The sequence below is a fragment of the Fusibacter sp. genome (assembly GCF_057447755.1).
In genome coordinates, this window is the sequence record NZ_JBVBZF010000400.1 from 1 (window position 1) to 2,896 (window position 2,896).

Here is a 2,896-nt window from a genome sequence, read left to right on the forward strand (position 1 = left end):
GCTAAATCCAGTATTCTAAGTGCTTTAATTTTTTCAAACAAATGCCTTGCATCAACACATTGGACTTCACTTGGTTTATATAACTCAAGTGCATTAAGATCTAGGTTTAAATAAATTGATTTAAGGATTTCATCCTCTCCAAGAGTTAATGGATTATTTCTAGATAAATAATCTAAGATCAACAAATAAACCATTTCTCGACTGGTTGTTTCAGGCGTATAAACGGTTCCCTTTTCATGAGCTCTATTGAGTTCTAAAATTGTTTCTTCTTGTAGTATGTTTTTTTTAGCCTCAAGATATTTTGTAAACATATATTCCCCATAGATTAAAGGTCATTGATATATAGTATACCAATGACCCTGTAATTTAATATTTTCTTCTTCTATATTTACCATAACCAATTTTCTCTACACCATCCATAGACATAATAATCTCGTCTACAAGTAAATCAAAATCTCTAATGGTGATGTCTATCCCTTTTTTCTTAAGAAATTTCATTATCGTTATCAACCGGATATGATACGATGATGGATTTTTGAAATAAGGGTGTTTTTCGATTATGTTCTTAACATTCTCTTTGTCAACACTGTCAAGTTCTCTCTTATTCTCAAAATCAATTTTTGTTTCAACCTCTGAAAGATACTTTTGAAGTTCAAGTGCTGGGTTGTCGTGCTTTTCTAACAATGCCTTAATATCCTTTAAGACATCATTCATTTCTAACTTTTTACTGGCGGGATAATCCTCGGCGGGAAGATCTGCTGTAGCATTTAACATAGTCTTTCAACTACTCCTTTCAATTATTCACAAAGAATATTTACATATGAATCTACCAAAAAAATAAGTATTATATAAATTTTACTATTTATTGATAGCCTTTGTCAAATAAAACTAAAGTAATTCATCTAATGTTAACATATGTTGTTGCATGAAAATGACATTTTCATCCTTTAAATCTGCAAATTCTTCAATGATTTTATGCAAAATTTGCTCATTTATAGATAAGACTGTAAAGGTTTTCTTAGCGATTTCGATTTCTGCAATGACATCTTCATCTGTCATAAATCTATAGACAAGTTCATCATCCTCATCGGCATCTAGGGTATATGGCATTTTTAAAAGGACTTCAACAAGATCATCATATGAACACTTGTAGGCAAACTGTGCTTCATAGACAGAATAATCATCATCTATCATATTCTCTTCAATGGTTTCATGAATAATTGACGCAATATTATAGAGCATTCTATTTTCTTTATTGATAAAGTCATCAATTTTTATGAGATCATTGTCAATACAAAACTTATTGTAAGCTTCAAAAACAGCTTTTTTAATGGCGTCTTCAAAGGTCACATCCAGCTCAAACATATCCCCTACAATATAGGCATCATGATCTAATATCATAAGTCTTGTATTTAAGAGCCCGTTGTCTGTAAAGAGTTCATGTCCTAGCAAGAGGCTTTCATTTGTAAATATATCTTTAAGGTAAATCTTCTCATTTTCTTTATAGATTTTAAAAATGCTTCTATAGGCTTGGCTCATTGCTTGTCTTAAATCGTTCTTTTCTTCTTCATAAAATAGCTCAGCTATGGTTTTTCCTTGACCAACTATTTCAAAATTAAATATAAACCATTCTGCAAAACCAAGAAGGTCATCACTTGGTCGTTCTTCAACAAAAAGCGCTTCTGCCATTTCGTAAGCTTTTTTAAATTGTGGTGAAACAGCAAATTCAAAAAGCATTTCATATTGTGATTCTATTAATTGATAGTCCATTTTAGACCTCCTCTTTCTTCATATCAAATTATATTATATACTATAAAGGACTTTAAAGATTAAATCTTTTGTAAAAAATGAATTAAATTTATCAGGAGGCAATCATTCAATGAAGAAATTTTTAGAAGATGCATATCGCCATGAGTTTCATGCAAATGTAAATGGCGTTGTACCATATGAAACTGATCAAACTGCCATTATCTTAGACGAGACTTATTTTTATCCCGAAGGTGGTGGCCAACCAAGTGATATTGGATGGATCGAAGCAATTGAAATCGTAGATGTGCAAATTAAAGATGATATCATATACCATCTCGTTGCCAAAAAGGACCAAGAAACTGCTATGGCACTTAGGGGGTTGGTTAAATGCAATCTTGATTGGAAACATCGTTTTACGCTGATGCAACAACATTCTGGACAGCACATTCTGTCTTCAACGGCTGAAAAGCTCTTTAATGCAAATACTGTGGGTTTTCATATTGGCAAGGATTACATTACTATTGATCTAGACCAAAAGTTAAAGGCCAGTGATGTTATGGAAATGGAGACACTTGCCAATGAAATTTTAAATCTAAATGTTGAAATCATTGCACATTATCCCGATCCACAAGCTCTTGCTCAAATGCCGCTGCGTAAGCAACCAAAAGTCGCCGAAAACATACGGGTTATTGAAGTTGTCGGTTATGATTTTTCGCCTTGTGGTGGCACTCATGTACGCCTAACAGGTGAAATTGGTATGATCAAGGTCAAAAAAATAGAAAATTACAAACAAGGTATTCGGATTGAATTTGTCTGTGGCAATTATGCCCTAGATACCTTTACTGTTCGAAATGACATCGTCAACGAACTTTCAACCCTATTATCCGTAAAAGATTTTGAAATTGTAGACTTTGTAAAACAAATGATTGAAAACTCAAAGCAAGATAAAAAAGATTTAAGTGATATCAAGCATGAGTTAATGGCACTTGAAGTCCAAGACTTAATCAATATGTTCGATGAAGTTGATGGGATAAAAGTCATCAGGCTCGAAGAAGAAGAGACTACTATGAATGACTTAAGAAGTAAGGTTCAACTTATTTGTCAAACACCTAATTTCATTGTACTTGCAAGATCAATTGAAGGAGAC

At 32.6% G+C, this 2,896-nt stretch carries 4 protein-coding genes; 1 reads left to right on the plus strand and 3 read right to left on the minus strand.

Annotation, left to right across the window (positions count from 1 at the left end; genetic code table 11):
- From AC220I_RS20815 to AC220I_RS20825, 3 genes are all read right to left on the minus strand, one after another.
- Window positions 1-311 (minus strand): hypothetical protein (locus tag AC220I_RS20815; RefSeq protein ID WP_486725789.1); only part of this gene is annotated, 311 nt, incomplete at its 3' end.
- A gap of 55 nt (window positions 312-366) precedes the next feature.
- A complete protein-coding gene (locus AC220I_RS20820) occupies window positions 367-774 on the minus strand; it encodes a hypothetical protein (RefSeq protein WP_486725790.1) in 408 nt (135 codons plus the stop codon).
- Between the two features lie 114 nt (window positions 775-888).
- Window positions 889-1,770, minus strand: a complete 882-nt coding sequence (locus AC220I_RS20825; RefSeq protein ID WP_486725791.1) for a hypothetical protein — start codon at window positions 1,768-1,770, stop codon at window positions 889-891.
- Window positions 1,771-1,879: 109 nt separating this feature from the next.
- Here AC220I_RS20825 and AC220I_RS20830 point away from each other — a divergent pair.
- A partial coding sequence (locus tag AC220I_RS20830) for an alanyl-tRNA editing protein (RefSeq protein ID WP_486725792.1) occupies window positions 1,880-2,896 on the plus strand: 1,017 nt, incomplete at its 3' end.

Excerpts from the sequence above, each read along its gene's own strand:
- AC220I_RS20820 (WP_486725790.1), bottom strand. The coding sequence starts at position 774 with ATGTTAAATGCTACAGCAGATCTTCCCGCCGAGGATTATCCCGCCAGT.
- AC220I_RS20825 (WP_486725791.1), bottom strand. The coding sequence starts at position 1,770 with ATGGACTATCAATTAATAGAATCACAATATGAAATGCTTTTTGAATTT.